The sequence below is a fragment of the Halodesulfovibrio sp. genome, assembly GCF_015482765.1.
In the GTDB taxonomy this organism is placed as follows: domain Bacteria; phylum Desulfobacterota; class Desulfovibrionia; order Desulfovibrionales; family Desulfovibrionaceae; genus Halodesulfovibrio.
Map to the genome: position 1 here is coordinate 72,554 of NZ_JADMLB010000061.1, position 26,391 is coordinate 98,944.

22 protein-coding genes are annotated in these 26,391 nt (G+C 45.9%); 8 read left to right on the forward strand and 14 right to left on the reverse strand.

Going from position 1 to position 26,391, the window contains the following annotated elements; all coding sequences use genetic code 11:
- Positions 1 to 488 precede the first annotated feature (488 nt).
- The gene (locus QZY95_RS10910; RefSeq protein WP_290923355.1) at positions 489 to 1,268 is read left to right on the forward strand and encodes an IclR family transcriptional regulator; all 780 of its coding nucleotides are present in this window, start codon (positions 489 to 491) and stop codon (positions 1,266 to 1,268) included.
- A complete protein-coding gene (locus QZY95_RS10915; RefSeq protein WP_290923358.1) occupies positions 1,268 to 3,703 on the forward strand; it encodes an acetate--CoA ligase family protein in 2,436 nt (811 codons plus the stop codon). Before QZY95_RS10910 ends, QZY95_RS10915 begins: the two co-directional genes overlap by 1 nt.
- Before the next feature lie 373 nt (positions 3,704 to 4,076).
- Here the strand turns inward: QZY95_RS10915 and QZY95_RS10920 are convergent, their stop codons facing one another.
- From QZY95_RS10920 to QZY95_RS10940, 5 genes are all read right to left on the reverse strand, one after another.
- Positions 4,077 to 5,099, reverse strand: a complete 1,023-nt coding sequence (locus QZY95_RS10920; RefSeq protein ID WP_290923360.1) for a tRNA-dihydrouridine synthase family protein — start codon at positions 5,097 to 5,099, stop codon at positions 4,077 to 4,079.
- Between the two features lie 8 nt (positions 5,100 to 5,107).
- Positions 5,108 to 5,653 carry a phosphodiesterase gene (gene yfcE / locus QZY95_RS10925; RefSeq protein ID WP_290923362.1) on the reverse strand — a complete coding sequence of 182 codons (546 nt, stop codon included), beginning with the start codon at positions 5,651 to 5,653 and terminating at the stop codon, positions 5,108 to 5,110.
- Between the two features lie 22 nt (positions 5,654 to 5,675).
- Entirely contained in the window at positions 5,676 to 6,038 is a 363-nt protein-coding gene (locus QZY95_RS10930; protein WP_290923364.1) for an Hsp20/alpha crystallin family protein, read from the reverse strand.
- A gap of 5 nt (positions 6,039 to 6,043) precedes the next feature.
- Positions 6,044 to 6,457, reverse strand: a complete 414-nt coding sequence (locus tag QZY95_RS10935; protein WP_290923365.1) for an Hsp20/alpha crystallin family protein — start codon at positions 6,455 to 6,457, stop codon at positions 6,044 to 6,046.
- 97 nt (positions 6,458 to 6,554) lie between these two features.
- A complete protein-coding gene (locus QZY95_RS10940; RefSeq protein WP_290923367.1) occupies positions 6,555 to 6,758 on the reverse strand; it encodes a Trm112 family protein in 204 nt (67 codons plus the stop codon).
- Between the two features lie 251 nt (positions 6,759 to 7,009).
- Between QZY95_RS10940 and QZY95_RS10945 the strand changes: the two genes are divergently transcribed.
- Together QZY95_RS10945 and QZY95_RS10950 are read left to right on the forward strand one after the other, a co-directional pair.
- Entirely contained in the window at positions 7,010 to 7,876 is an 867-nt protein-coding gene (locus tag QZY95_RS10945) for a PHP domain-containing protein (protein ID WP_290923369.1), read from the forward strand.
- Positions 7,877 to 7,887: 11 nt separating this feature from the next.
- Complete coding sequence (locus QZY95_RS10950) at positions 7,888 to 9,126, forward strand: peptidase U32 family protein (RefSeq protein WP_290923370.1); 1,239 nt, start codon at positions 7,888 to 7,890, stop codon at positions 9,124 to 9,126.
- 231 nt (positions 9,127 to 9,357) lie between these two features.
- Here the strand turns inward: QZY95_RS10950 and QZY95_RS10955 are convergent, their stop codons facing one another.
- The gene (locus QZY95_RS10955; protein ID WP_290923372.1) at positions 9,358 to 10,752 is read right to left on the reverse strand and encodes a DEAD/DEAH box helicase; all 1,395 of its coding nucleotides are present in this window, start codon (positions 10,750 to 10,752) and stop codon (positions 9,358 to 9,360) included.
- A 207-nt stretch (positions 10,753 to 10,959) separates the two neighbouring features.
- Here QZY95_RS10955 and QZY95_RS10960 point away from each other — a divergent pair, with 207 nt between their 5' ends.
- Complete coding sequence (locus QZY95_RS10960) at positions 10,960 to 13,455, forward strand: glycogen/starch/alpha-glucan phosphorylase (protein ID WP_290923374.1); 2,496 nt, start codon at positions 10,960 to 10,962, stop codon at positions 13,453 to 13,455.
- A 60-nt stretch (positions 13,456 to 13,515) separates the two neighbouring features.
- Here QZY95_RS10960 and QZY95_RS10965 read toward each other — a convergent pair whose 3' ends face one another.
- The 5 genes from QZY95_RS10965 to QZY95_RS10985 form a co-directional block, all read right to left on the reverse strand.
- On the reverse strand, positions 13,516 to 14,403 hold the full coding sequence (locus QZY95_RS10965) for a DMT family transporter (RefSeq protein ID WP_290923376.1): 888 nt from the start codon (positions 14,401 to 14,403) through the stop codon (positions 13,516 to 13,518).
- A gap of 181 nt (positions 14,404 to 14,584) precedes the next feature.
- Positions 14,585 to 15,778 carry a tyrosine--tRNA ligase gene (gene tyrS / locus QZY95_RS10970; RefSeq protein ID WP_290923501.1) on the reverse strand — a complete coding sequence of 398 codons (1,194 nt, stop codon included), beginning with the start codon at positions 15,776 to 15,778 and terminating at the stop codon, positions 14,585 to 14,587.
- 92 nt (positions 15,779 to 15,870) lie between these two features.
- A complete protein-coding gene (locus QZY95_RS10975) occupies positions 15,871 to 16,644 on the reverse strand; it encodes a TIGR00282 family metallophosphoesterase (protein ID WP_290923378.1) in 774 nt (257 codons plus the stop codon).
- Positions 16,645 to 16,659: 15 nt separating this feature from the next.
- Positions 16,660 to 17,898: a gephyrin-like molybdotransferase Glp gene (glp, locus tag QZY95_RS10980; protein WP_290923380.1), complete on the reverse strand. Its 1,239-nt coding sequence runs from the start codon at positions 17,896 to 17,898 to the stop codon at positions 16,660 to 16,662.
- A 432-nt stretch (positions 17,899 to 18,330) separates the two neighbouring features.
- Positions 18,331 to 18,948, reverse strand: a complete 618-nt coding sequence (locus QZY95_RS10985) for a LysE/ArgO family amino acid transporter (protein WP_290923382.1) — start codon at positions 18,946 to 18,948, stop codon at positions 18,331 to 18,333.
- A 237-nt stretch (positions 18,949 to 19,185) separates the two neighbouring features.
- Here QZY95_RS10985 and QZY95_RS10990 point away from each other — a divergent pair, with 237 nt between their 5' ends.
- From QZY95_RS10990 to QZY95_RS11000, 3 genes are all read left to right on the forward strand, one after another.
- On the forward strand, positions 19,186 to 20,073 hold the full coding sequence (locus tag QZY95_RS10990; protein WP_290923384.1) for a LysR family transcriptional regulator ArgP: 888 nt from the start codon (positions 19,186 to 19,188) through the stop codon (positions 20,071 to 20,073).
- Between the two features lie 277 nt (positions 20,074 to 20,350).
- On the forward strand, positions 20,351 to 21,667 hold the full coding sequence (locus tag QZY95_RS10995; protein ID WP_290923386.1) for an HD family phosphohydrolase: 1,317 nt from the start codon (positions 20,351 to 20,353) through the stop codon (positions 21,665 to 21,667).
- 193 nt (positions 21,668 to 21,860) lie between these two features.
- Positions 21,861 to 22,259 (forward strand): desulfoferrodoxin family protein, encoded by a 399-nt coding sequence (locus QZY95_RS11000; RefSeq protein ID WP_290923388.1) that lies wholly within the window; start codon positions 21,861 to 21,863, stop codon positions 22,257 to 22,259.
- Positions 22,260 to 22,516: 257 nt separating this feature from the next.
- Here QZY95_RS11000 and QZY95_RS11005 read toward each other — a convergent pair whose 3' ends face one another.
- The 3 genes from QZY95_RS11005 to QZY95_RS11015 are packed head-to-tail and all read right to left on the reverse strand — an operon-like array spanning position 22,517 to position 25,977.
- Positions 22,517 to 23,782 (reverse strand): dihydroorotase, encoded by a 1,266-nt coding sequence (locus tag QZY95_RS11005; protein ID WP_290923390.1) that lies wholly within the window; start codon positions 23,780 to 23,782, stop codon positions 22,517 to 22,519.
- A gap of 2 nt (positions 23,783 to 23,784) precedes the next feature.
- Positions 23,785 to 24,738 carry an aspartate carbamoyltransferase catalytic subunit gene (locus tag QZY95_RS11010; protein ID WP_290923391.1) on the reverse strand — a complete coding sequence of 318 codons (954 nt, stop codon included), beginning with the start codon at positions 24,736 to 24,738 and terminating at the stop codon, positions 23,785 to 23,787.
- 45 nt (positions 24,739 to 24,783) lie between these two features.
- A complete protein-coding gene (locus tag QZY95_RS11015; protein WP_290923392.1) occupies positions 24,784 to 25,977 on the reverse strand; it encodes an amidohydrolase family protein in 1,194 nt (397 codons plus the stop codon).
- Between the last annotated feature and the right edge of the window lie 414 nt (positions 25,978 to 26,391).

The window sequence follows — 26,391 nt, forward strand, 5'->3', positions numbered from 1 at the left end:
AATGTAGTAAAAATAGTGTGAAACAGATTGTACAGATTTCAAAATGTAAAATGCAAAGGAACTGTAATTGTTGAATAGATAACTACGGAAAAAACTATATTTACGCTGTGTAGTAAAAAGGGGTGAGTGTAAACTATAGCCCTGACAGTATAAATAATTGTGCGACTCTTTTTTATCGTAGTCTATTGTTTTCGAAAATCAGTTGTATAACAATGTTAAATTTATGCTACTGTAGAGAATGCAGACTAGTATAATTCATTTATTTCAATACAACAGTTTTTGAATGGTATTTTTATGAACGCAAAAAACAGTTTTTCAATGCCGTTCGTGTTAGTGAACCATGTTTACAAAAAAGGCAAGATATTCTCTGAGTTATTGTCTTTGGTCGAATTTTGTTCTTATGTTTCATCTAATGCAGTTTCGTTGACAGCAGTTTGAAGGAATGTATACTTTTTCGAAAACAATTCGATAATGTCGAGGAAGAGGCTATGTCCCAACAATCTATTGAAAGAGCAACCCGCGTTTTGGGTTTGTTTACATTTGAACGTCCAAGCTGGCGTGTGAGTGATATTGCAAAGACACTTGATCTTGCTATCGGCACTACACATGGCATTGTAAAAGCCTTGGCTAATAATGATTATTTGTCGCAGGATGCTGCGACTAAAGAATATAAATTAGGTTTGAAGCTTATGGAACTCGGTTCATTGCAGTCTGCAACATATGAGCTGAATCGTAAGTCTGCCACCCCCGTTACCTACCTTGCTCAGCACTCTGATACTATTGGCAGGGTCGGTGTGATGTACCATAATGCTATTTTAACAACGTTAAGTACCGATCATCAGGAATGGCACCCGTCATCATATATTGGTCCAACCGTTCCCGCTTATTGTACGGGGATGGGCAGGGCTATTCTTTCTCAGCTTCCTATGCGAGAGCTTGTGGAGCACCTTGCTACAGTCCAGTTGCTTCCATATACCCCGAAAACATTAACCGATCCTATCGAATTGCATGAAGAAATTAGTGCGACTCGTGAAAGGGGATATTCTTTGGTCTTCGGTGAAACTCTTATTCACCTTAATACCATCGGTGCACCGGTTTTCGGTGCAGAAGGAAACGTTATCGGTGCTATTAGCGTAAGCGGCACAAGTGATATTATTGGTCCGGAAACAGATATAGTTGGGTTTGCAAACCGGCTCTTAGACGTTGCATCAGAAATTTCTGTGCAGATGGGTTACAGAGCGCAGCCAAAATTTGTGGATGAAACATAATGCAGAATTACGACGCCTTTTCGCACGCGAAAACTACAGCTCAGATTAATTTTGACGCGATTACTGAAATCTTTTCACAGGCACATAGTGAAGGTCGAACCTCTTTGTATGAGCACGAAGTATATCGTGTGATGGAGAGTATCGGATCAGAAACACCGCCACAGGTTAAATTGATTCCACGGGGAACCCGTCCGTCTGATGACGAGCTTATGAGTATTCCCGGCAAGAAAGTTGTATTAAAGATTGTATCTCCGACAATTGTTCATAAGACAGAAGTTGGCGGGGTGCGTATTGTAGAGCGCGAGCCAAGTAAAATTCGTTCTGCATGGCGTCGTATGATGTATGAAGTACCTGAAAAGTACGCCCGATGGATTGAGCGTCATCCTGAAGCGGCTCCTGCTGAGTATGCGGGGCTTTCCGACACGGCACTTGAAGAAGCTATTGCGTTGGATCTGAAAGGCGTATTGATGGTGCAGTTCATGCCGCCGGATTCTGATGCATTCGGCAATGAACTGATTGTGGGTATCCGTCGCACCCGTGAGTTTGGTATGGTACTCAGTGCCGGCCTTGGCGGTACCGATGCAGAGCTGTATGCAGAGCGATTCAAAAAGAATCAGGCAATTGTGGCGGCGTCAACAAAATTGACAGATGGCGAAACCTTCTTCAGCCATTTCCGCCAGACTATTTCTTTTGAAAAGCTTGCGGGGCGTACTCGCGGTCAGGAGCGTATAGTTTCTGACGACCAGCTTCTTGAATGCTTTGATGCTTGTATTTTGTTAGCGAACTATTATTCTCCGACAAATCCGGATGCACCGTTCATCATTGATGAGTTTGAGATTAACCCGTTTGCATTCACCGATTTTCTGATGGTTCCGCTGGATGGGCTTTGCCGTTTTTCTCTACCGGAAAAAGGGGTGACGCCGCGTCCCGTAGCGAAAATTAAGAATCTTCTGCACCCAGAAACAATCGGTATTATAGGCGTCTCTGCTTCCCGCGAAAATTTCGGACGTATTATCCTGCGTAACGTACTTGCTGAAGGATTCCCGAAAGAGCAAGTGCGCATCATCCGTGACGGCTGTGACGAAATTGACGGGGTACGTTGCATTCCTTCTGTGAATACAGACGGCAAGCTTGATATGCTTGTTGTGGCTGTTCCTGCAAAGCATATTCCTGCTGTTGTGGACGATGTTATTCAAAAGGACGCAGCAAACAGTGTAATGCTCATTGCTGGTGGTCTTGGAGAGACTGAAGACAGTCAGGAACGAGCGCAGCAGGTAATTGCTGAGATTAACAAGGCGCATGAGATCAGTGACGGTGGCCCAGTTTTCATTGGAGCAAACTGCATGGGCATTGTTTCTCGTCCGGGTGGCTACAATACGTGGTTTATCCCTGAGAACAAATTCCCGCGTAACGGTTTGGGAACACCTCGTCGTGCAGCGTTAGTGAGCCAGAGCGGTGCATTTATGCTCTTTGGGCTCAGCAGATATCCTCACCTTTCTCCGAACTATATGATTTCTATGGGGAACCAGACTGATTTGACTCTTGGCGATATGGTTACCTATCTGAAAGATGATGATAATGTAGACGTGATTGCAGTATACGCGGAAGGGTTTAATGATCTTGACGGATTGGCATTCTGCCGTTCTGTTCGCGAAGCTGTAATGGCTGGAAAAGAGGTTGTCTTCTATAAAGCAGGCCGTACGCCTGAAGGAAAGTCTGCAACAAGCGGGCACACTGCCTCGTTGGCTGGCGATTATATGGTTGCTGAAAGTTGTGTGCGGCAGGCTGGTGCTGTGGTTGCGCAGACCGTTGAGCAATTCCAAGACCTCTTCATGCTTGCTGAAACATTGCATGGCAAAAAAGTGGAAGGCAATCGTATTGGTGCTATCAGTGGTGCAGGCTTTGAAGCTGTGAGCATGGCAGACAGCATTGATGTTGGCACGTTCACAATGAAGCTGGCACCGTTCTCTGATAAAGCGTCGAATAAATTCCGTGCGTTGCTTAAAGAAAAGCGTCTAGAATCACTTGTTTCTATTTCTAACCCTATGGATGTAACTCCGGCAGGTGATGATGAATTGCATGTAGAAGTTGCAGACATCATGCTTAATGAACCGACGGTTGATGCGGTCGTTCTTGCTCTGACACCGTTGAGTCCGATGATGCAGTCTTTGGATACAGAAAAAGGTGATCCGTTCAGCATGCATAATGAAAAAAGTATCTTATCTCGTGCGTTGGAGCTTGCGAAGCAATCAGATAAGCCGCTTGTATGTGCATCTGATGGTGGTGCGTTGTTTGAGCCGATGCGTGAAGCGTTGAATGAAGCAGGAGTGCCGGTTTTCCAGACCGCAGATAGAGCCGTAGCAGCACTTGCACGGTATATTCAGTCACGTTTGCACGCCAAATCTATTCGTTGCGGTGGATGCGGTATCAGGTAATTTGTGTCTGTCTTCGACGGACAGGCGCGTTTTTCACCTTTTCTCTCTGAAAGAACACAGGTTCCTTACGTTGTTTAGGAGTTGTCCTCTCGGAGTAAGTGTGTCTTTTGTAAAGTTGCGAATTTTACCGCTGGTGCATTGATGGTGTTTTCTTTACGAAGTGCGGTATCGTTGCAGCAAATGGCACTTAGTTATGTAGATAGTAAAAAGGCTGTCCTGAATATTCAGAACAGCCTTTTTTTATTGAATTAGAAGAGCGTATTTGGGCGAATGGTGCTGTCTGGAAGTTTGAGAAAATTCAAGAATAAAAGCGGAATGCTTCCAGAGTAGGCACAGTTTTTTGTGAGGGGCTCTAGATAGGTAAGACGGCTGGCTATCGGTTCATCATGAGAGCATTGAGGCTTTTAGAAACCTGCGGAATCCGGTCGCCGAAGCAGCGTTCTGCGTTTTCGCGCATCTTTTCCATAGAGTCACCTGCGATAAGTTGCCCAAACAGCTTGTTTCCGTAGAGGAAGTTTGCAGCAAAATACATGCAGTACTTTTTATACAGCTTAATTGCCCGTGTCGGGTCGTACCATTTTTCAATTTGATCCAGAAACATAAAGAGTGTTTCCTTGTACGTTTCCGGTGTCGGGATAAAGCCTTCTGTCAGTTCTGCAAACATCCACGGTTTGGATATGGCTGCACGTCCAATGGCAAGTCCGTCGCAGCCTGTACGGTTGACCATTGCTTCGGCGGAAGCGGCATCCCATACGTCTCCGTTTCCAAAAACCGGAATGGATACAGCCTCTTTTACCAATGCAATATCGTTGATACGGGGACGTTTTGTACGTCTGTCCGGTGCAACACGCGGGTGGAATGTCAGTGCATCAGCTCCGGCTTGTTCCAGCATTTTTGCAAAGGCAACAGCTGGTTCCGGTTCGTTCTGCCAACCGGTTCTGAATTTAACGAACAGTGGGATATCAAGAGTCTTACGTACTTTTTCAACCATTTCGCAAGCACGGTCTACATCACGCATAAGGTCTGCGCCGCATTGCCTATCAACGATGGGAGAAACGGAGCATCCCATGTTGATGTCTACACCAAAAAAGTTTTCTTCTTGAATTCGCTCCGCAGCGGCAGCCATGTCGTCAGGGGCTGCTCCAAAAAGTTGGCAGACAAGGGTCGGCAGTTCTTCATCCTGCCAGTTGAACACTGGGGATTTATGGCGGTTTTCTGTAGGCACAGCACGTGCACTGCACATGCCGGTAAACAGTAATCCGTATCCCCCGTAGTGTGCCGCAATAGCTCGGTAGGCTATGTGTCCTAAGCCTGCCATGGGGGCAAGGCACAGGCGGTTCTGGATGGTTCTACCGCGCAACGTTATCGGCGCGGAGAAAGATTCAGCAGCGTGCATGTGCTCCCCTACAACGTTTGTTCAAGGATACAGGTGTCGTCTAATTCGAAAACGCGGAAGGTATTATCTTCGTACACAGCGTAGGTAGGGCGGTCACTCTGTTTTGGCAGAGAGCAGGAGCCCGGGTTCCAGATATGAATGCCGTCTTCATTGGTGTATGCTTTCGGACGGTGAACGTGTCCGTACACAAAGGTGTCACCGGCGCACAGTGGAGGCATGTTTTCCGGATTCCACAGGTGACCGTGGGTGAGGAAAATACGTCGCCCGTCGGCAATTAACCACGAGAAATCAGACATAATTGGGAAGTCCAGAACCATCTGATCTACTTCAGCATCGCAGTTACCGCGTACTGCAATAATTTTTTCTTTGTAGCTATTGAGCAGAATAACAGTTGCTTTGGGATCGTGCCCAATTGGCAGCGGGTTGCGGGGGCCATGGTAGAGTAAGTCTCCAAGCAATACGATGCAGTCTGGGGTAATAGTTTCTGCCTTGTCCAAAACAGTTTTTGCACGGTCGTATGAACCGTGCAAATCTGAGATAAATAAAATTTTCATTAAGTAGTGTGTCTGTAAAAGGTTAGAGAACGTCTATTCGAATGCGCTTGGGCGGTACTTCTTTCCTCTTAGGGAGGTATATGGTGAGCACGCCGTTCTCAAATTTGGCGCTTACTTTTTCTTTATCAACCAGCTCGCTTACTTCAAAACGCGCGCAGTACTCCACTTCCCCGAATTCCATAGAGTGTACGCGTTCTCCGGCAACGAGGCCGAAGTTGGATTTTGCCTGTACTGAAAGTTTGTCATCTTCAATATCCAGTATAAGCTTTTCTTTTTCTACTCCCGGCATATCGAGGTAGAGGTAGAACCCGTCTTCACGTTCAACAAAATCTGCCGGAGGTTGTACCCGTGGTCTTTTTCCAATTCTGTTAGGCATCTGCTGCATAGCTACTACCTTGGTTGAATATGGATTGTACGCGGCTTCATTGCCGTGGATTTAGGGAGCTGAACAAACAGCATGCCGGATTTCATGGTGGCGGTGATACCGTCTTTATGGATTGGGACGTTGATTTTTACCAACCGTTGAAAAGAGCCTGTGGGTCTTTCCTGCTGGTAGTATTTTCCCTGAATTGGTTTCAGTTCACCTTTGATGACAAGTGTGTTGTCTTCAATAATCAACTCAATGTCTTCCATTGCTGCACCTGGAACCAAAGCCCTAACAAATACATTTGTTTCGTCTTCGCTGATATAGAGCGGGGGAAACGTAGCGCGTCGGGATGCAGTTGGTTGCGGGTCGTGCAAGTCATTCATCAGTTTATCAAACAGATGAGGGAAGTCGTAAAACGATCCATAATTGATAACCATAATCCGGCTCTCCTTTCAGATGTATCATAAGCAGAGACAGCAATCCGTCAAGATTGGCAACTACGGCGTGTGTATTACACTGTAAGCGGGAATAACATTATTTACGAGCGTCGCGTGTGCCGTTGTCCCATGCTTCCTGAGCAATAGCTTCTTCAACGAGCATAACGGGAATTTCTTCGCGAATTGGATACACAACGTTGCATTTTGAGCAGGAAAGTCCGTCTTTATCATCAGTGAGTTTGAGGGAATTCTTACATTTTGGGCAGGCAAGAATTTTCAGTAAATCAGCTTGTACAGTCACAGTGCGACTCCTTGAAAAAAATATACACACCTAGTGTGCAGGTTGGGTAGTATACGCAGTTACTGTACGCACAGCAACAGGAAGCGGCGTAGTATAATTTTCTAAAAAAAGAAAATAAGTACAAACAAATTTACCATGATACGTACTGTAACCCATTCGCCATTTGACAACCCGCAAATCGCGGGCGTATTTGTGATGATGAAAGAAACAACTACAGACACTATTACATAGTTCTCTATATGGAAGGAATTATGGCGCGGACATTTATTGATTTACATACACATTCTACAGCCTCCGACGGAAGCGATTCTCCTGAGGAACTGGTAAAGCTTGCTAAAAAAAGTAATGTGACCACACTTGCTTTAACGGATCACGATACTGTTGCAGGTGTTGAAGAGGCAATGGAGACGGGCAAAGAGCTCGGGGTTGAGGTTATTTCGGGATGTGAACTCGGTGTAAAAACAGATTTCGGAGAAATTCACTTACTTGGGTTGTGGCTTGATCCCAAGGCTCCAAGGCTTCAAAAGATTATGAGTGAGCTTCGCAGTTACCGTTCTGAGCGTAACAAGATAATTGTTGAAAAGCTCCAAGCTCTCGGTATGGACATCACATATGAAGAGGTTTTGCAGGCTGCCGGTGACGGCTCTGTTGGCCGTCCACACATTGCTCAGGTGCTGGTAAACAAAAAATATTTTAAAAGCGTAAAAAAAGTTTTTGAAGACATGTTATGTGACGGCGGCAAAGCATATGCTCCTAAGAAAGTTCTTAGCCCAGTGGATGGAGTGAAGCTTTTGAAAGAGGAAGGAGCCACCGTTTCATGGGCGCATATGTGTATTCATGGTCAGTCAGAAGAATATCTGAATGATATGATTGCTACGTTGAAACCGCACGGTCTGGATGCATTGGAAGCCTATCATAGTGAACATGGAGATGCTTCTACACGGCTAGTTGTGGAGCTGGCTTCCGTACACGGACTTGCACTCACCGGCGGTTCGGACTATCACGGCGCGGTGAAGCCTAATATTGCGCTCGGTCGCGGTAAGGGTGGATTGTACGTGCCGCACAGTGTGCTTGATAATTTAAAAGAACTACGCCGTAAGCAGGGGCTTCCTGTTTAGTTGAAAATATTATGACAAAAAAATTGCCAGAACTGCTTTGTCCGGCAGGTGATATGGACAGACTCGACTCCGCACTGCTGTATGGTGCGGATGCTTGTTATCTTGGTGGAAAAAAACATAGCCTTCGCGCAAGCTCAGGCGGTTTTGACTGGGAAGAGTTGGAAGTTGCCTGCGCAAAAGCGCATGCAAAAGATGCTTCTATTTACTATACGCTGAACATTTTGCCACATGAACCGCATCTTGCCGGTGTTCAGGAATCGTTGGAGCATCTTGCTGAATCCAGTGTTGACGGGTTGATTATTGCCGATCCGGGTGTGCTTCGTATGGCGCGCCGCATTGCGCCGAATAAATCTATCCATTTAAGCACGCAGGCAAACACCTCCAACAGCGAGGCTGTCGGGTTCTGGCATGATCTGGGTATTGAACGTGTAAATGTTGCCCGTGAACTTGGTGCTCATGCGATCAGCAAATTGACCAAGGCATATCCGGATATGGAATTTGAAGTTTTTGTACATGGAGCAATGTGTCTTGCATTATCCGGTCGCTGTCTGCTCTCATCTTGGATGAGTCAGCGTCCTGCCAACCTTGGTGAATGTACACACCCTTGTCGCTTTGAGTACAAGGGGCTGACTGTTCAGGATATGCGTCTGACAGTGGAAGAAGGGATGCGTGAAGGTCCTACATGGGATGTAACCCATGAAGGTCCCCATAGTGCCTTCTGGGCACCTGAAGACTTGTGCCTCGTCAAATACATGCGTTGGTTCTACCAGAACAATGTTGCTTCATTGAAAATTGAAGGACGCATGAAAACTCCAAGCTACGTGGCACACGTAGTGGATGTTTACAGAACTGCTATCAACGATGTGGCAACCGGACAGTTCCGTTATGACGAGTACATTCGGGAATTGCAGAACACTGCTTCCAGAAATTTAAGCACGGGCTTCTTCCTGCCAAAGGGACACAGAAAGTCTGTACCTCCGTTACCGAAAAAAGACTGTACTCCGATTGTTGCTAAATTAGTTCAGAAAGAAAATGACAGTAAGTGGCAGATTGCCGTGCGCTCACCTTTCAGAGCTGACAGGCCGGTACAGATTATGGTTCCCGGTCTTAAACGTCCTGTTTTGCCGGTGGGAAGTTTCCAGCTTGAAAACCATCGCGGTGAAGATGTTGACGTCGTTCATCCGGGTATGTTCGGATTCATTCGATGTGAAAGTGAACACTTTGCGGAAGGACTTTTCTTGCGAGGCTAACACTCGAAGCATCTTGCTAATTATGATTGGAAAAAGGGTTGTCCTACTGATGTAGGACAACCCTTTTTTATTAGTTCGATTTATCGTGAAGGGAGGAAGCATTTTCTTAGAAGAAGCGCTCGTAACCCTCTGTATTGAAAAGCTCTATTAGTTTGACTTTTGAACGCAGCTGGAAATGGCTGTGATCTTGTTGGTAAAAGAGCTTTTTTGAAGATTTTGTCTTTAAAAGACCTAACGCTTGCGACGAGGTTTTGCACCCCGAGAACCTGCATTCCCGCCAGATTTTTTGCCGTTCGGTTTTTTACCTTGAGGTTTGCGTTTAAAGGACGGCTTGCCTCTGGAATCATTGCGGCTATCGTTTTTGTTGTTACCGGAAGGCTCGTTGTAATTGAAGTTGCCGAGCTTTCGCATGGCAAACGATTTACCGATTTCCTGTTCCATTTGAAGCATGCGCATGAGCTCTTTTTCACCGAGCAATGTGATTGCTGTCCCTTTCCGGTAAGCACGAGCGGTGCGTCCTACACGGTGAATGTACTTATCCGGACTGTCCGGTGTGTCATACTGGATAATATGCGTGATGTGATCAAGATCAATACCTCGGGCAACAAGGTCTGTTGCAACGAGAATTCTTGCTTCACCGGTTTGCATTTTTTCAAGCATTTTATTGCGTTTTGACTGTGAGAGGTCACTGTGCAGTGCGGCAACTTCTCCAAACTTGCTTGCTAATGTGCGCTCAAGAGCGCGGCATGTTTCTTTTGTGTTTGCAAAGATAATGATGCCGCCGTCAGCTTTTGAATGCGGGCTATGCTCTGCACGCTTCTGCTTGCTGACAAGGCTGTCTGAATCATTAAGAAGCAGCGGCATAAGAGATAGCAGCAGTTTCTTTTTGAGATGCGGTGGAACAGTAAACAGTTCATGAGAAATGTCCGGCTTTGCTTCTTCAGTACGCACATCGATTACTTTAGGATCTTTTGTATAGGTGCATGCCAACTGTTCAATCGGTTTAGGCATGGTTGCAGAGAAGAACGCTGTTGTTCTCTTGGATGGAACGCGATCTAAAATTTTCTGAATATCCGGCAAAAAGCCGAGGTCGAACATGCGGTCAGCCTCATCGATGATGAGAGTATCCACACCGCCTAAACGGATTTCTTTTTGATCCATAAAGTCAAGCAGTCGTCCCGGTGTTGCTACAATAATAGTAGATGCCTTGGCGGCTTTTTTTTGTGGAGCAGCACCGGCACCGCCGTAGATTGCCCCGCATCGGTACCCTGTTTGTTGTCCAAGTGCGATGCAGCTTTTTTGAATCTGTAACGCAAGCTCGCGGGTCGGGGCGAGGATAAGTGCACGAACTGGACCACGCTTTAATGCATCCTCTGAAGCAAGGTGTTGGAGAAGCGGAAGCAGGAACGCAGCAGTTTTTCCGGTACCTGTGTTAGCGAGTGCAATGGTGTCTCGCCGTTCCAGAAGAATTGGAATAACGGACTGTTGCACCGGAGTAGGCGTCGTGAATTTAGCTGCTGCTAACCCAGAGCGGATTCGCTGATCAAAAGAAAATTGATCAAATGAAGCCTGCTCGGTTTCTGCATTAGTGTTTTGTTCGTTTGTATCGTTATGGGGCGTGGTCATGGAAATCCTCTATAGTTCGACATTATGTTCTGATGGTCATGGTAGTATAAGAAAGGATGCGCTCCCGCAAATGAAAAGTTTGAACTACAAAAGCTGAGTTGCCGAATGACCTTTATCATGTCTGCACAGTAGGCATCCTCGTATCATACTACGTTAGCACAACAATGCAGCTTTTTACTGCTGCGGACAGATAAGGACGGGGATCTCATGTCGAAAGATGTAAAAGATTATCTACACTTACTTGATAAGCCGCTTGATGAATCCAGTGCTCCGGAAGCGCGTAATTCTGCGCTGGGTGAAGATGCGCTGTGGCATATATTGTATTCATTAGGACGGGACAACACACATCCTTCAAAACATAAATGTTATTGGGGGTTGGTACTTGCTGTGCGTGATCGCATGCTGGAAAAGTGGGCAACGCTTCAGCGCCAGTATTATACGAACGATGACAAGAGGCTTTATTATCTTTCACTGGAGTTTTTACCCGGTAAGTTTCTTCGCAGTAACTTGCTTGCTCTTGGACTTGAAAATGAAGCCCATGAATTTTTACGGGAACAGGGGTTCTCTCTTGACGAAATCATAGATCAAGAATGTGAACCGGGGCTTGGTAATGGCGGGCTGGGTCGGCTTGCTTCATGCTATATGGACTCAATGGCAACATTAGGTTTGCCAGCATACGGGTATGGGATTCGTTATTCGTATGGTTTGTTCAGACAAGAAATCCGAAATGGACATCAGGTGGAACAGCCGGATAACTGGCTGCATGAAGGGAACCACTGGCTTATTCCTCGTCCGTATGGGCAATATCCGATCCGTTTTTACGGTAAGGTTCATGAGTGGCTGGATGATGACGGGATTCTGCGTCACGACTGGCGCGGCGGTGACCTTGTTATGGCAATGGCGAATGATGTTTTTGTTCCCGGATATCGGAATGGCCATGTAAACTGCATTCGTTTATGGGAAGCTCGTCCGCATAAAGAATTTGTTTTGAGCTCGTTCAATGCCGGTGATTATATCGGTTCAGTACAAGAGAAGATTTCAGACGAAAACATTTCGATGGTACTCTATCCGAGTGATGACGCTCCGGAAGGTAAAACGTTGCGTCTGAAACAGCAGTACTTCTTTGTTGCAGCAACAATGCGGGATCTTATCCGTCGTTTTAAAAAGCTAAATAAACCTTGGGATCAGCTGTCAGAAAAGAATGTTGTGCAGTTGAATGAAACGCATCCGGCAATTGCAATTCCAGAGCTAATGCGTGTGCTTGTCGATGAAGAATTGCTGGGGTGGGAAGAAGCATGGTGTATTTGCCAAAAGCTTTTTGCCTATACCAACCACACGATTTTGCCTGAAGCTTTAGAAACGTGGACAGTGAGTCTTATGGAGAAACTGCTTCCGCGACATATGCAGATTATTTATGAGATTAACCGGAGATTTCTTGAAGGGGTACGTCTTCATTTCCGTGATGAGCCGGAGTTGCCTTCAAGAGTTTCGCTTATTTCAGATGATCCTGAACCGAAAGTTCGTATGAGTCATCTGGCAATTGTTGGTAGCTTTAGTATTAACGGCGTATCCGCATTGCATACACAGATTCTTCGGGATCGTGTGTTCCATGACTTTATTCGGATTTTCCCTGAACGGTTCAATAACAAAACAAATGGAGTGACTCCTCGCCGATGGCTACGACAGTGCAATGTTTCGTTGTCGTGGTTGTTGAGTGAACATCTTGGATGTGGCTGGGTTACAGATTTAAATCAAGTTGAACATCTTCGGGAGTTGGCGGACGTTGATGAATTTAGGCATGATTGGGAACAGTGCCGTTTGACAAATAAGAAACGTCTTGCTGATTACATAGAGAAAATGAATGGAATTACGGTGAACCCACATAGCATCTTTGATGTTCAGGTGAAACGTTTCCATGAATACAAGCGGCAGTTGCTGAATATTCTGCATGTGATCACCCTGTACAACAGCATCAGAAAGAATCCGGAAGTTAAAATGCAGCCGAGAACTTTTATCTTTGGCGGAAAGGCTGCGCCGAGTTACTGGATGGCAAAAGATATAATCTATTTGATTAATGCTGTTGCCCGCCGGATAAATTCTGACCCGAATACCCGTAATTTCTTGAAGGTAGTTTTCCTCGCGAATTACAATGTTTCATTGGCGCAGTTACTTGTTCCAGCTACAGATGTTTCCGAGCAGATATCCACGGCAGGGTATGAAGCGTCCGGAACAGGAAATATGAAATTTGCTTTGAACGGTGCGCTGACTATTGGTACGAGAGACGGTGCGAACATTGAGATTGGCGAGCGGGTCGGTGATCCAAATATTTATCTGTTTGGTCTGTGTGAGCAGGAAGTTCTTGATATGAAGAAGCGCGGGTATGACCCGTGGGATATTTATAAAAATGACAGTGAACTTCGAGAAGTGCTCGATATGATTAATTCAGACCAGTTTACTCCGGGGAACCCTACGGCATTTAGCGGGATATTCAACTCCCTATTAAGCGGTGGAGACCGGTTTATGGTACTGGCTGATTATCGGGCATATGTTGAAACGCATAAGCGAATTGCTCATGAATATGTGGATCGTGATCTATGGATTAAAAAATCCATAATGAATACAGCGGGTATGGGCTTCTTCTCCAGTGATCGAGCCGTACAGGAATACATAGACGGAATCTGGCATGTGAAGCCGGATGTTTAGTGAATAAATAAAAAAAGGCTTATCAAACGATAAGCCTTTTTTTGTTGTGAAATTTTCCTGTTAGATGAAGAGAAGGGCAGAGCCACCGCAGGCTGTTAAAACACTGGCAATGACACGCCATGACGGGGTTTTCTTTTCATGCACTGCTGTGATCATAATAATAGCGAGTGGGGTAAGACTGATAAGTGATGCTGCAATGCCTGCTTTTGCATATTTCATGGAGAAGAGGGCAACCCAGTTACCCAATGTTGTTCCCACAAAACTTGCGACGAACACAATTTTCATGGCTTTGGCCATGTTTGCTTTTCGTTCCATTATCTTGTGGTGGTAGCCAAGAACGCCGGCAGCTATCCATGCACAACTTGCTGCTGCTGCGATTCGGAGAATACTGCCCATTAACGGATCAAGTCCGTATGAAAGTCCTTTTCGGATACATACGTGAGATAAGCCTAGTGCAAGAACGGATACGAGAACGAGTTTGAAGCCATATCGCCATTCTTTGGGGTCTACCTCGGTGTCGCTCTGTTCATCTTCCTTTAGGGTGATAGATATTACTGAACCGATGATGATTAGCATTCCGGCAATGTTAATAAGAGTGAGTGACTCTCCTAATGCAAAGAATGCAATGACTGCCGTGACACATGGTGTCATTTGCCACAGAATCGAACCTGTGCGAGCGCCGATACGAGTGCAGCCTTCATAGAACAAGGTGTCGGCTACCCCGAGTCCGAGAACGCCTGAAAGCAGAATCCAGCCGACTGACTGGCTCGGGAATACCCATTCCGTTCCGATAATAAGCGCAATGCAAATGTTGTAGAACAGTACAAGGGGGGTGCGGCATAAAGTGAGTGGCCATGCCCCGATGAGTTTTGCAGCATTTGTATGCATGTAAGTAGAAAGCCCCCAAAGGCACGCTGTGCCGAGTGCTGCTATTTCCCCTACAAACATTGGTGTCTCCTTGTTGGAACCCCGTGTTGAATTTTTGCAACATAATATGCTGTTTTATAAGAAAAAATATAGTTCACCCCTAGGCTCATTTTTTGTGTTTTACAATACATAATATGGCTGAAAACAAAAAAAGCCCCGCAGAAAATTCTGCGAGGCTTTATATATCAATGGTAGCTGGTCGTTACTTCACAAATAATTTGAGGAAACGTTTTTTACCAAGCTTAATGACGTATTCACCGGCTGCGAGTGCGTCTTCAGCAGTGCATTTTTCTCCATCAATAGAGAGAGCCCCCTGCTTCATGAGACGACGTGCTTCGCCGCGGGATTTTGTGAGCTTTGCATCTGTAAGGAATACAGGAGGCATAGAAGCGTCACCGGATTCACAAGTGTGTTCCGGCATATCGTCCGGAAGCTGGCCTTTTGCGAAAACAGAGTTAAATCCAGTGCGAGCTTTAGCAGCTTCTTCTGCACCGTGGTACTGTTTTACGATATCTTCTGCCAACTCTTCTTTAGCGGTTTTCGGGTGAAGTTCACCGGATTCCACTTTAGCTTTGAGGTCAGCAATTTCTTCAAGAGACTTGAGAGAAATAAGTTCGTAGTAGCGCCACATGAGTTCGTCGGAGATGGACATAAGTTTGCCGAACATATCGGCAGGAGCTTCGTCGATACCCACGTAGTTGCCGTAGGACTTGGACATTTTGCGTACGCCGTCAAGACCTTCGAGGATAGGCATGGTCATGATGCATTGCGGGTCCTGACCTTCCTGTCCCTGAAGTGTACGACCCATCAGCAGGTTGAACTTCTGGTCAGTGCCGCCAAGTTCAATGTCTGCTTCAAGTGCTACGGAGTCGTAACCCTGAACGAGTGGATACAAGAATTCATGGATAGCAATAGGGGTGTTCCCCTTATAGCGCTGCTCAAAATCGTTACGTTCAAGCATACGTGCTACTGTATAGCGGGATGCAAGACGGATGAAGTCTGCCGCACCGAATTTGTCGAACCACTCAGAGTTGAAGCGAACTTCGGTTTTTTCAGGATCGAGGATCTTGAATACCTGTTCTTTATATGTTTCCGCGTTAGCGAGAACGTCTTCACGGGTAAGTGGAGGACGGGTGTCGGAACGACCGGAAGGGTCACCGATCATACCGGTGAAGTCACCGATAAGGAATATGACAGTGTGACCGAGTTCCTGAAAATGACGCAGCTTGTGGATTGCAACACTATGACCAAGGTGCAGATCCGGAGCAGTAGGGTCGAAACCCATTTTTACGCGCAGCGGTTTGCCTTTTTCGAGCTTTTTCTTAAGCTCATCGGCATCAATAAGCTCAGCACAGCCGCGCTGAATGATTTCGAGCTGTTTTTGAATATCCATAATTCTCTCTTTTACAAAAAAATATGTTGTAACTTGGTGTCTGTTACAAAGAATTGGTGAATTGTCAAATTGTACGATTTTGTCAAAAAGTGAGGCTATTCCCGAATTAAGCGGATATCATCACACAGACCGGTTTCTTCATTCACGTCCATGAAGAGTCCGTTGATATGAGCAGTGCCTTTTGCAATTTTAAAGCGCTGAGGCAGGCCGGTCATAAATCGGTCAATAATGACTTTGGGATCCATACCGAGGCAGGATTCTTCGACACCGCACATTCCGGCATCAGTAATATAGCCCGTACCTTTTTGCAGAATCATAGCATCTGCTGTTTGTACGTGGGTGTGCGTGCCTATAACTGCTGAAACTTTTCCGTCTACATAGAAGGATAATGCCTTCTTTTCGCTGGTTGCTTCAGCATGAAAATCAATGATTCGAACCGTAACATCTTTTGGGATAGTCGCCAGCAGTGTGTCTGCCTTAGAAAACGGGCAGTCGATGTCATCCATAAACGTGCGTCCAAGCAGGTTCATGACAGCAATTTTTCTGCCGTCTGGCAGTTCATGGATTACCAGTCCGTTTCCCGGAGCTCCATGCGGATAGTTCGCAGGTCGGATAATTCGCGGTTCGTTGTTCAGCAGGTTGTACATTTCTTTGTGCTTCCAGATATGATTGCCGGAAGTGAGAATGTCTATGCCCGCGCCAAAAAGTTCGCGCATTGTGTCTCCTGAAAGACCAATGCCGCCAGAGGCATTTTCCCCGTTTGCAATAACAAGGTCTGCCTGATGTTCTTCTCTTAGAGAAGGAAGGCGTTTTCGCAGTACAAGTCTGCCCGGTTTGCCCACAATGTCACCGAAGAATAAAATTCGCATGACGCTTCCTATAATTTAAAAAAACAGTACGTCAACAGTTGTGCCTTCGTAGATGCCTTCACTGTCTGCGCCAATGCGGGCAACTCCGTCAGCCTGCAACATTGTTTTTAACAGACCGGATTTTCCGAGAACAGGTGTTGCCACTGTTTTTCCATTTATTTCAGATACTGAAACCCGCACATAATCTTCGCGTCCCGGTTTAGAGGCAACGTTGCGGCTGAGTACAGCAGGTTTTGACGCCCAGCGGGATTGGTCAAAAGCCTGAACGTCGCCGCCGAGGTATCGCAGGAACGGCATACCGAGGACAAACATAACGACCTGCGCAGAAGCAACCTGTCCCGGCAAACCCCAGATAGCTTTGTTTCCACATTTGGCAAGAATGAGAGGTTTCCCCGGACTGATAGCAACGCCGTGGTTGATAAGCTCTGCGCCTTCAATTTGTTCAATAGCTCCTACGGTAAGATCTCGCACGCCAACGGAACTTCCACCGGAGAGAAATACTACGTCATTATCTTTGAGGGCGTTTTCTAAAGCATTCTTGAGCGACTCAAGATTATCTTCAACCAGTCCATAGGTCGTTGCGGCGGCACCTGCTTGTCTTGCACATGCTGCCAATGTGTAGCTGTTAACATCGCGCACCTGACCCACGACCGGTTTTTCAGAAACTGGAATAAGTTCGTCACCTGTAGAAATAATTCCTACACGCGGTGCATTGTTTACAGGAACTTCCAGAATGCCGAGGGCTGCAAGTATACCGATTTCCTGTGGACGGATTCTTGTTCCGGCTGTGAGTACAGGATTGCCTGTAGTGGCGTCTTCACCTTTCAGCATGACATTTTCGAACGGAGCAAGAGACTTACGGATTTCTACAGTGCCTGCACCCAAAGATTCTGTGTGCTCAACCATCACAACAGCGTCTGAACCTTCAGGGAGGATTCCGCCAGTGACTATACCGGCACACTCTCCGCTCTGCAGAGTAAAGCTTGCTGGTTTTTCAATATCAATATCGCCGACAGATTCAAGGTAGGCGGGGTTTGCCTCTGATGCTCCGAATACGCTGGAAGCATTAATGGCATATCCATCCATACATGAACGACTGGCAAGAGGGAGATCTTCAGGAGCAATAATATCTTCGGCAAGCATGCACCCAGCCGATGTTTCAAAAGGAACAGTATGAGAGGGAAGAGGAGAAAATGCGTGTAGCTGTTCGATGAACTCTTGTACGCTGAGTACATTGAAGAAATCTTTTTTCATAGTGAAACCTCGAGTCAAACTATCTATAAGTAGGCGCCGGAATCTGATAAAGGTTGTCCGAGTGAGACATGATAACGGGTCGCAGGCGCACCGGAATTTGTCGTATATATTGTCACAAAAGTGTGACTGATAGAGTTAGCAGAGTAGCTTGTTACTCTATGTGGTGCAAGGCTGCTTCATAGTAAAGGGGGAATTGCATTTTCCAGAGTAGAAAAAAACATCCGTCTGGACCTGGAGAAAAAGGAAGGTACGAAGTTCTTTTTCTCCGAGTTCAAACGGATGTGCGGTGCTTTATAAATGCCCCTTCGGGAAAAGGGGCATTTATTATGGGATAGGACGTGTATTAAACAAATTTTTTTCTGGGAGCGCAGGGAATACGCGGTGTATTGTCTAATACCGGTACGGGAAAGCTACCAGCGTCCTTAGGGTGCATTACAGAAGCGCTATACCTTGTTTAATCAGCCCTGCGGCTATGAGCCACATGACTGCGCACACTGTGCCATCAAGGATTCGCCATGAAGAAGGTTTGCGGAATAAAGGTGCAAGAGCCTGACCTCCGAAAGCGAGTGCGCCGAACCAGATTGCGGAGGCGCAAACGCCACCGATCCAGAAATAAATTTTACCGTTACCTATGAATTGTCCGCCTAGTGACCCCATAAGAACGACTGTGTCCAAATAGGTATGCGGATTTAAAAAGGTAACTGCCAGTGTTGTAAGAACAACACTTCGCAAAGAACGAGTTGCATCAGATGAAGTTGTCAGTACTCCCGGTTTACATGCAGATCTGAACGCACAGAAGCCGTACCAGAGTAAAAACGCTGCCCCGAAAAAGGTGGCAAAAACTTTTATTTCAGGTGAAGAGGCGACAATTCGTCCTACACTGAAAACGCCGAGCCCGATGAGGAGCATGTCGGCCATGATGCACATGAGCGCGATAGTAAGGTGGTGGTTTTTCCGGACACTCTGCGAGAGCAGAAAAGCATTCTGCGCCCCGATTGCCATAATTAATCCACCGCAAGTACCAAATCCTTGAAAAAATGGAGCGAGCATAGTTTTTTCCCAATCCTTGACTGCATTGTAAGCAATATAATCTGTTATTTTCGGTCAATGCAGAAGGCGTCCCTTCAGCAGACACATGGGAAGTTCAGTGAGCGCTGTAACGGCGGGATACGCTCAACACCCCGCCATCACATCTGGAACTTGTTTGCGAACACTTATGTAGAAGAAAATTTTCTAGAAGTGAAATTCATTGTTTTGATGTTGCATAAGTTTTGCTAATATAGAGGCATGATCGATTACAAACAGCTCGAAGCCTTTGCCGCCGTAGTAGAAAATGGTGGTTTTGAAAAAGCGGCGTCCGTTCTGCATATCACTCAGTCGGCAGTTTCTCAGCGTATCCGGTTGCTTGAGGACAGGATCGGCGCAATGCTTATTGTGCGTTCAACCCCAGTGCAGCCGACAGCCATGGGGCAGAAACTGCTCGGACATTATAAACAGGTGAACCTGATGGAGCAGGATCTGTTTGAGGACACGTTAGGCAAAACTGCTGAGGACTATATTACCGTTCCAGTGGGGATTAATGCTGACAGTTTGGCAACTTGGATTCCAGACACGTTGCAGGAGCTTTTGACCACTACAAATATTCTTGTAGATATTCGTTTGGGCGATCAGGACAAAACACATGATATGCTTAAAAACGGGGAAGTGGTAGGGTGTGTCAGCTCTCAACCCGGACCTATGCAGGGATGTAAAACTGTATACCTTGGGAAAATGATCTATGTGTGCTGTGCGACACCGGAGTTTGCTGCTAAATGGTTTCCTGAAGGATTTACTTCGGATGCTGTACGGGCAGCTCCTATCCTTACATATGATCGCACAGATGAAATGAACAACGAGATGTTGAGCCGATACGGCATTCGTGCTGGCGAATTTCCAACACACTATGTGCCGGACTCCCATATGTTTGTAGACATGTGCAAGAAAGGTCTTGGTTATGGAATGATCCCGAGTTTGCAGATTGAGGAAGAGCTTAATAGCGAACAGTTGATACCTATTGTCGGTGACTACTCTGTGACAGTAAGACTTTACTGGCACTGCTGGAACTTGCAGACAAGGCACATTGCAATGTTAACGGATGCCTTTGAAAAAGTAGCAAAACTGCATCTTTCTCGGTAAAATTTTGCTTTTTGCAAAGAGTGCAGCAAGGGAATTAGAAAAAAGACGAAAAGTGGCAACACTTCACTGTACAAACAGGTCATTCGTAATTACCAGTATCGAAGACATATTGTCACTTAAAGAGTGCCAATGGTTATTTGCGTGTCTATTGAGCATGTGTTATATTTCACAATGCAAGTTGACTTATTAGAATATCAAAACGCTATGTTCTAACGATAGCATATCATATTGAGACTATGCGGTCCGGTTTATTACCGGTTCTGCAATTGGAGGATGAATGACTCAGCCTTTTAAAGATGCCGTTGGCATTTGTAAGACTATTATGCGTAACGGCTTTGATGCGTATGTTGTTAACGCTCAGCTTCAGCGCGAACTTCTTGAAGGTGCAAACGAAACTGAGTTGGATATTGCATGTGAAGCCCCGTTCGATGAAATCCAGCGCATGTTCCCTAATGTTTCTGAAGGATCTGAACGCGGAGTTATTGCTCTACTGAAAGAAGCAGATGTTACCTACCGTTTTTATCCTACAGATGTAGAAGACGCGTCTCACCCAGAAGAAAGCATTGCCCGTATTACTCCGCACCTGCTTAAACGCATGGAAGAGAAATTCGGTAGTATTCCTACCCAGTATGCTTGCCCATACGTTCCGGGTTCAGAAATGTACGAAGGTTTCGAAGACATTTCTTCCGGCGTTGTGAAGTTCACAGGTATTCCTGATGAAACACTCCGTCGTAACTACCTGTTGGGTATTCGTGCGTTACGTTTTGCTGCAAACTACGATCTTCCAATCGAGCAGAATACTTGGATTGCTATTGTGAAAGGTACTTCCCGTATTCTTGATTACGTTCCTTCCCATAGCATTATGGAAGAATGGCGTAAGGTTGAAGCAGAAAACATGTGGCGCTTTGTTGAACTTATGTTCGACTCCATGATTCTGCATGGTCTTATTCCGGAAATTGCTGCACTTTCCCGCTGTACTCAGATTAAAAATGAAGAGACCGGTGAAGAGCAGGATGTATTCCAGCATACTCTTGATACCATGCGCCACTACCCAGAAGAACTTCCGTTTGACTGGTTCGGTACTTTTGCTGTTCTTTGCTGCAACGTAGGTAAGCTCTACACTGCTGAGTTCAGCGATGAAACATGGACATTCAACCAGTTCTGCCGAGTTGGTGCTAAAGTAACTAGAAAAATCATGGGACGCCTGTCATTCCTGCCACAGGATATTGACCTTGTGTGTCACCTTGTAAAGCATCATCAGTTCTTCCACAGCATGCTTACAGATAAAGGTATCCGCCGTTTCCGTGCTCTTGATGAATACCCGCGCCTTATTGAAATGGCTCGTGCAGATGTTAAAGCCCGTGACATTGCGTTTACTGCATTCAACCACAACATGAAGTGGCTTGAGCGTGCTGATACTCCTGAACAGATGGTTGAGCCGTTCCTTAACGGTAACGAAATTATGGAAGCAACCAGTCTTAAGCCTGGTCCTCACGTAGGTATTCTGCGTGATGAGCTTCTGAAAGCACAGATCGAAGGTAAAGTTAATTCTGTAGAAGAAGCGATTGCCTTTGTACAAGATTACAAAATGTAATTTATGTTAATGCAGCACACTGCTGTGTTACCTTTTTGCTATTCAGGCCGGACAACATTTGTTGTCCGGCTTTTTTTGGGCATTAAGATATCATTTAACTTGTTGGCGAGTTGTTTGATTTTATATCAGGACTGTCCTTTTTTAACCTGATGCCAAGATTCTCTTGGCGGCAAATATGACAGGAAGGTATAGAATGAGTACTCGTAGACAATTTTTGGCTGGTGCGGCTGTGCTTGCCGGTGCTTCAGTTGTAAAGGCTGTTCCGGCATTTGCTTGGGATTTCACAATGGATAAAGGCATTATCTACACCGATTCTCAGTTAGGAATGTGGGAAGGCAAACAAGCAACACATGTGCCGTTGGTAGAAACAAATGATATGGAAGTTGTTGTGACTACCCCGCACCCAATGAGTGAGGAGCACTACATTGTTCGCCATACAATTGTTGCTGAAGATGGTGAAGTGGTTCATTCAAAAACGCTGACTTGGAAAGATGATCCGATCTCCAAAGCAGTATTGAAAAAGAAAGGTAAATACCTTGCTACAAGCTTCTGTAATCTCCACGATATGTGGGTAAAAGAGTTCATGTTGTAAGCAGATCAAAGACGCAAATGTTACTTTCTCATTAGCGCATAAGCGGGAGGTGGGAAAAGCATTTGTTTTTAAGAACGCAAAAAGGGAATTGAAGACGTGGTAAGACGTTTTCAATTCCCTTTTTTATGGATCAGTATTTCATGAGAGTGGCAGAATAGTTATTCAGATCGACTCTCATAGGTAACAGTTTTTAGAAAGACAGTGCTTCCTTGGTATGCAGAAAGATAGTTCGTGCATACCAAGATAACAGCTAGTTTCTAGACAACACGTGTACCGCCAAGCCAGTGGGCTTTGACACGACCTTTTAATGTGTTGTTCAGGAAAGGAGTGTTTTTGCCTTTTGAATGCATGGCTTCTTCAGTCAACGCCCACTCTTCCTTAGGATCAAAGAGGAAGAAGTCTGCAATGTCACCTTCAGCAAAGGTATTCAGCGGCAGCTTGAAAATCTCAGCAGGCTTTTCTGCCCACAGTTTGATGAACTCATCTTCGGAAATTGTGCCGTCTTCAACCTGTGTCCAAGTTAACGCCACAGCGCTGTCCAGTCCGGAGATTCCATTTGGGGCACCTTCAATCGGGTGCTCTTTTTCGTGGTCAGCATGTGGTGCGTGGTCGGTAACAAAGATATCAATAGTGCCGTCTTTTACTGCTTCTTTCATGGCAAGGCGGTCTTCTTCGCTGCGCAATGGCGGGTTAACCTTTGCTGCTGTGGAGTAGTTGTTCAGAATTTCATCTGTAAGTAACAGGTAGTGCGGGCATGTTTCTGCAGTAACTTTGACGCCTCTGGCTTTTGCCCATCGGATAAGGTCAACAGATTGTTTGCAGCTTACGTGTGCCAGATGTACTGGCAGGTTAAGGAATTCTGCGAGCAGAATATCACGTGCAACCTGCATAGATTCTGCAACGACTGGCTGGCCTTTTACACCGATTGCCTCGCTGACAGTGCCTTCATTCATATGGCAGTCTTTAGCAAGTGTAGGATCTTCGCAGTGGTCGATAACTGTAAGACCATATGTTGCAGCATATTCCATGCAATGGCGGAACATTTCAGCACCGCCTACAGGAACACCATCGTTGGAGATAGCTACACAACCTGCTTCAGCAAGTTCACCCATCGGGGCAAGCTCTTTCCCCTTCAGACCGATGGTGGCGGCGCCGATTGGGTAAAGGTATGGACCGTTCGGCCATGTTTGCTGCGCACGTTGAAGCATTGCTTCTGTTACGGAGGCAGAGTCGTTTGTGGGGTTGGTGTTAGCCATAGCCATAACACCGCCGAATCCGCCGTGTGCTGCTGCAGCAAGGCCGGATTCAATATCTTCTTTGTATTCAAAACCCGGTTCACGAAGGTGAACGTGGCAGTCATAGAAGCTTGGGAAGACGATGAGACCTGTTGCATCAACAACTTCTGCATCTTCCGGTGCTGTGACTTCGCCATGAGGGGTAACGGACGTAATGGTGGAGCCGGAAACAAGAATATCTACTGGGGTTCCACGAAGCAGACCATTGGAGATAAACAAATTCATCATGGCTATGCTCCTTTGTCTTTACGGGTTGCGTGGAGGTACAGGATGGCCATGCGTGTGGCTACACCTGCTGAAACCTGATTAAGGACGCGGCTGTCTTTGCAGTCCGCAAGGTCAGATGCAATTTCCAACCCTCGGTTCATTGGACCCGGATGAAGGATTTTTGCGCCTTCAACTGCCATTTCCATGTGTTTTGCGGTGAGGCAGTAGGTGCGGGCGTATTCGCTGAGATCCGGAAGCAGACCTGACTGTTGGCGTTCCAGTTGTAAGCGCAGGCACATTACAGCATCAACACCTTCAACAGCTTTGTTCAAGTCATGAAATACTTCAACAGGCCATGAATTTACGGTGTGCGGTAATAATGTACGCGGTGCACATAAACGAACCTTAACTCCCTGACGGGTCAAAAGGTTGATATTTGAACGTGCTACACGGCTGTGTTTTACATCGCCGAGAATCAGAATAGTTTTTCCTGCATACTCGTTATTCCATGCTCTGCGAAGAGTGAAGTTATCCAAAAGCGCCTGTGTCGGGTGGGCGTGACATCCGTCACCCGCGTTGACAACAGCGCAGTCCAGACGTTCTGCGATAAACTGTGATGCGCCGTTTGCTTTATGACGCAGTACAATTACATCCGGATTCATCGCTTCCAGAGTCAGAGCTGTATCTTTTAGGCTTTCACCTTTTGTCAGACTAGAACTACTGCTGGAAAGCGAGAATGTATCGGCAGACAAACGCTTGCCTGCAACGTCAAATGAGGTTTTTGTCCGCGTACTAGGCTCAGCAAAAAATAGCACAACGCTTTTACCCTTAAGGGTTGGAACCTTCTTTACAGGGCGCTGGTTGATTTCGTGAAATTGCTCGGCTGTATCGAGAAGATGAGAGACTTCTTCGAGTGACAGCTGACTAACGTCCAAAAGGTCTTTGTGCGGCCAGATGAAGTGTTTTTCTTGTGGCATTTCATTTTCTCTGGTTTGCGGGCAACGCCCATTATATTTGGATGACTAAAAGTCTTCCGGCAAAATAGCATACTGGAACCGCTTGCCTTTTGACAGGGTTCCCAGCTCATTCTCAATTCCCAGTGCTTTTGCACCTGCTATTGTAAGCATACGCAATAAAGCACCGGTTGGTATATCGAAATTGTCGCGCAAGAAGCGCGCTTCATTCCAAAGGTTAAGGTCATGGTTGGAAGCAAGACTGTCTGTACCGATGGTCAGTTGGAGTCCGGCTTCTAGAAAATTGCGAACTGGAGCAGTACCAACCCCTATCAGTTCGTTTGAGCGTGGACAAAGACATACGGTTGTCCCGCTTTCTTTTAATATCGCAATATCTTCTCGTGTACAGTGCACGCAGTGTACTGCCAGTGTAGAAGCATCAAGCAGCCCCAGATGTTTTGCATAGGGGACAGCACGCATTTTAGGCGGTGTAAAATCTTTCGGTAGAACTCTTCGGGAAAGTTGTTCTTTAAAACGGCCTGTTCCTTTGGTTAACAGCTCTTCTTCTCCGGGGTGTTCTGCCAGATGGACAGAAAAATACCGCTCATGAGAGCGGCACCATTGTTTTGCAATAACCAACGCATCAGGGCTGGTAGAATAAAGAGCGTGACCGGAAAGGGTCATCCATCGTTTTTTAGCTTCAGCTGGCAAATTGTCAGCAGTAGAAGGAAACAGGTCTTTCGCACAGAGGGTGTCACCATTGCGTTTTGGGAAAGAATAACCAAACACTTCAAGCTGGATGTGGCAACTGAGGTGTCGGGCTGTAACGGCTTCATAGACTTCCAGAGGAGCACGTCCGTTTACATCGGCAATGTGAGCAGTTCCACTGAGCACCATTTCATCAACTGCTTTTGCAAGACTGTCTGAGTCTACCGGTGTTGCCATAAAAGGCAGGGCGGATTCAATCCAACTTTCAAAACCCTGACCAAATGTTGCTTTGCCCTTCAAGTGAGCAAGCTCTAAATGGTTGTGGCAGTTGATGAGTGCAGGGGTGAGGGTAACGTCGCCGAGATCTGTTACTTCGATGGTGTATTTTTGTGAAAAGTCGCTGAACGAAAGAACGTCCACAATAGTTGAACTATTGTGGACGATAACGCCGTCTTCAATGACATCTGGAAAAGAGTAATACCCCGAATCGGTTCGGGGGGAAGTGTTATGGCCTTCCATAGTGAGAATGCGACGAGCGCGGATGGCATTGAGCATTGAAAAAATCTGTTGGTTAGATGTGGTGAACTTTTTGGCGTACCGCCACACATTCGAATCACATATGTTCTCTTCTTTGTAAAGAAGAGAATGAAATTGGTTTATAGAAAAAAGATAATTCTCTTGTGTGCCTTTGGTATGATGGGAGTGGTGTCGTGACTATACATATAATTATGTAGTGAAATATGTTGATAGGTTGAGACTTATATTTGTGCGGGTAAACACTGTAACTCTACATGTGTGAACTTATGTTTTGAGAAAAAATTAATCTGATTAATTCTAATGCCGAAATATAGAGAAGGCAGATCACATATAAAAGATCAAAATTCGGTGGAATCAGGGGTGCTTTTTTAAGTAAATTAGAAAGAAATGCAGTCTTATTGTTTTGTTTTTTATCAAAATATGAAGAAAATT

Coding starts and splice junctions, on each gene's coding strand:
- QZY95_RS10910 (WP_290923355.1), top strand. CDS start 489: ATGTCCCAACAATCTATTGAAAGAGCAACCCGCGTTTTGGGTTTGTTT.
- QZY95_RS10915 (WP_290923358.1), top strand. CDS start 1,268: ATGCAGAATTACGACGCCTTTTCGCACGCGAAAACTACAGCTCAGATT.
- QZY95_RS10920 (WP_290923360.1), bottom strand. CDS start 5,099: ATGCACGCTGCTGAATCTTTCTCCGCGCCGATAACGTTGCGCGGTAGA.
- yfcE (WP_290923362.1), bottom strand. CDS start 5,653: ATGAAAATTTTATTTATCTCAGATTTGCACGGTTCATACGACCGTGCA.
- QZY95_RS10930 (WP_290923364.1), bottom strand. CDS start 6,038: ATGCAGCAGATGCCTAACAGAATTGGAAAAAGACCACGGGTACAACCT.
- QZY95_RS10935 (WP_290923365.1), bottom strand. CDS start 6,457: ATGGTTATCAATTATGGATCGTTTTACGACTTCCCTCATCTGTTTGAT.
- QZY95_RS10945 (WP_290923369.1), top strand. CDS start 7,010: ATGGCGCGGACATTTATTGATTTACATACACATTCTACAGCCTCCGAC.
- QZY95_RS10950 (WP_290923370.1), top strand. CDS start 7,888: ATGACAAAAAAATTGCCAGAACTGCTTTGTCCGGCAGGTGATATGGAC.
- QZY95_RS10955 (WP_290923372.1), bottom strand. CDS start 10,752: ATGACCACGCCCCATAACGATACAAACGAACAAAACACTAATGCAGAA.
- QZY95_RS10960 (WP_290923374.1), top strand. CDS start 10,960: ATGTCGAAAGATGTAAAAGATTATCTACACTTACTTGATAAGCCGCTT.
- QZY95_RS10965 (WP_290923376.1), bottom strand. CDS start 14,403: ATGTTTGTAGGGGAAATAGCAGCACTCGGCACAGCGTGCCTTTGGGGG.
- QZY95_RS10975 (WP_290923378.1), bottom strand. CDS start 16,644: ATGCGAATTTTATTCTTCGGTGACATTGTGGGCAAACCGGGCAGACTT.
- glp (WP_290923380.1), bottom strand. CDS start 17,898: ATGAAAAAAGATTTCTTCAATGTACTCAGCGTACAAGAGTTCATCGAA.
- QZY95_RS10985 (WP_290923382.1), bottom strand. CDS start 18,948: ATGCTCGCTCCATTTTTTCAAGGATTTGGTACTTGCGGTGGATTAATT.
- QZY95_RS10990 (WP_290923384.1), top strand. CDS start 19,186: ATGATCGATTACAAACAGCTCGAAGCCTTTGCCGCCGTAGTAGAAAAT.
- QZY95_RS10995 (WP_290923386.1), top strand. CDS start 20,351: ATGACTCAGCCTTTTAAAGATGCCGTTGGCATTTGTAAGACTATTATG.
- QZY95_RS11000 (WP_290923388.1), top strand. CDS start 21,861: ATGAGTACTCGTAGACAATTTTTGGCTGGTGCGGCTGTGCTTGCCGGT.
- QZY95_RS11005 (WP_290923390.1), bottom strand. CDS start 23,782: ATGATGAATTTGTTTATCTCCAATGGTCTGCTTCGTGGAACCCCAGTA.
- QZY95_RS11010 (WP_290923391.1), bottom strand. CDS start 24,738: ATGCCACAAGAAAAACACTTCATCTGGCCGCACAAAGACCTTTTGGAC.
- QZY95_RS11015 (WP_290923392.1), bottom strand. CDS start 25,977: ATGCTCAATGCCATCCGCGCTCGTCGCATTCTCACTATGGAAGGCCAT.